The organism is Spirosoma luteum DSM 19990 (assembly GCF_000374065.1).
In the GTDB taxonomy this organism is placed as follows: domain Bacteria; phylum Bacteroidota; class Bacteroidia; order Cytophagales; family Spirosomataceae; genus Spirosoma; species Spirosoma luteum.
Genome location: NZ_KB893299.1, coordinates 1 through 1,478, shown reverse-complemented (window position 1 = coordinate 1,478; position 1,478 = coordinate 1). Strand labels below are relative to the sequence as shown.

3 protein-coding genes are annotated in these 1,478 nt (G+C 40.7%); all 3 read left to right on the top strand.

Features of this window, described 5'->3' with window-relative positions:
* Positions 1–139: 139 nt before the first annotated feature.
* On the top strand, positions 140–1,072 hold the full coding sequence (locus B156_RS0124650; protein ID WP_018622468.1) for a replication initiation protein: 933 nt from the start codon (positions 140–142) through the stop codon (positions 1,070–1,072).
* A complete protein-coding gene (locus B156_RS0124645) occupies positions 1,062–1,283 on the top strand; it encodes a hypothetical protein (RefSeq protein WP_018622467.1) in 222 nt (73 codons plus the stop codon). The genes B156_RS0124650 and B156_RS0124645 overlap by 11 nt, the downstream gene beginning before the upstream one ends.
* On the top strand, positions 1,273–1,478 hold a 206-nt coding region (locus tag B156_RS29855), incomplete at its 3' end, for a PIN domain-containing protein (RefSeq protein ID WP_040586329.1). The genes B156_RS0124645 and B156_RS29855, both read left to right, overlap by 11 nt.

Sequence of the window (1,478 nt, the reverse complement as noted above, 5' to 3'; positions counted from 1 at the left end):
TAATAAAGTAAGGTTTAGACCCAGAAACAGGCTTAATAAAGTAAGGTTTAGACGTTATAATAGTTTTTCTTTTAAGTAATTATAATTTTAAAATTTTACTTTTTACATTTGGCTGATAATCAATCTACAATGGGTAACCATGAGCAAAGGAGTAGAGATATGGCAGGATAATGTCTTGACTGTAGCGCGTTATGAAATGACTGAAGCTGAAAAGAACATTTTGTACATGGTTGTTGCTCAAGTCAAACCAACAGATCCTGCAGATAAGTACTATCAAGTTTCAGTCAACGAGATGGCTACCATTATGGGATCTGACCGATTGAAAGCAGAACCTTACCGTCAAGCCACTAAAAAGTTAATGACGCGTGTATTTGAAACAACACTGCCGAATGGAGATTTCTTACAAGCTACATTCATCGCATCAGCCCAATTCAAAAAGGGAACGGATATCATTGAAATTGAGCTGTCACGAAAAGTAAGACCTTTTTATGTCGATTTGAATCAACGTTTTACCAAGATTCAATTGGTAGCTGCAATTTCACTCAATTCAGCTTATGCAAAGCGAGTGTACGAACTCCTATGCATGTACAAAAACATGAAAGACAAGAAGTTTCGGCGAGATCTAATTGAGCTTAAAACCATGCTTAGTGTTATTGACCCAAAGACGGGAAAGGATAGTTACTCAAACTGGACACGGTTTCAAAAGAACATTCTTGACGTAGCTAGTAAAGAAATTAATGGTCATACAGATCTGTCATTTACATACAAACCCATCTACGGAGATAGACCAGGGCGAGGCCGTAAACCCGTAGTCGAGGTAGAATTTGAAGTATTTTATCAAGCAAAGCATGAATTAATTTTAACGCCATCACTTCATGAACGACTCGTCAAGCAATTCCGGTTACGGGTCGATCAAGCTGATCAGGTGCTAGCTCTGCATTCCGTAGAAACTATTAATCGACAGCTCTACGATATTCAAACTAAAATAGCAGGTGGTTCAGTTAAGAACATAGGCAGTTACACCGCCAAAGTATTTGGCTTAGAAACGAAGGGGAAAAAAGATGGAAACTAAAAAACCGCTCGAACCAATTCCACCCATGCGACGGGGCGCAAACTCCTACAGACCCGAAGACATTCTTCGATGGGGGGTTGAACGGTTCTTGGATGAAGTGGCTCCTAAAGAGCCGTTCATGATACCAGATCTAGGCTTTACTGAAGAAGAAAATCGACGGATGGACGAGATTTTGCGCGAAGAGCGCCAAGCAACTGCGGATGGTCTTTGATACAAACTTAATTATTCAGCATATACGCCGGTATCAGCAATTGCCTGACCGAGCAGTCATTCCAATGGTTGTGGCTGGCGAGTTGGAAGCCTTTGCGTTAAAAGCAGATTGGGGATACCAGAAAGTCTCTTTTATGCGGGCTATACTGGATTACTATCCTCTGGTAGAAGTATCACGAGCGTTAACCCCATTGTA

Excerpts from the sequence above, each read along its gene's own strand:
- B156_RS0124645 (WP_018622467.1), top strand. The coding sequence starts at position 1,062 with ATGGAAACTAAAAAACCGCTCGAACCAATTCCACCCATGCGACGGGGC.
- B156_RS0124650 (WP_018622468.1), top strand. The coding sequence starts at position 140 with ATGAGCAAAGGAGTAGAGATATGGCAGGATAATGTCTTGACTGTAGCG.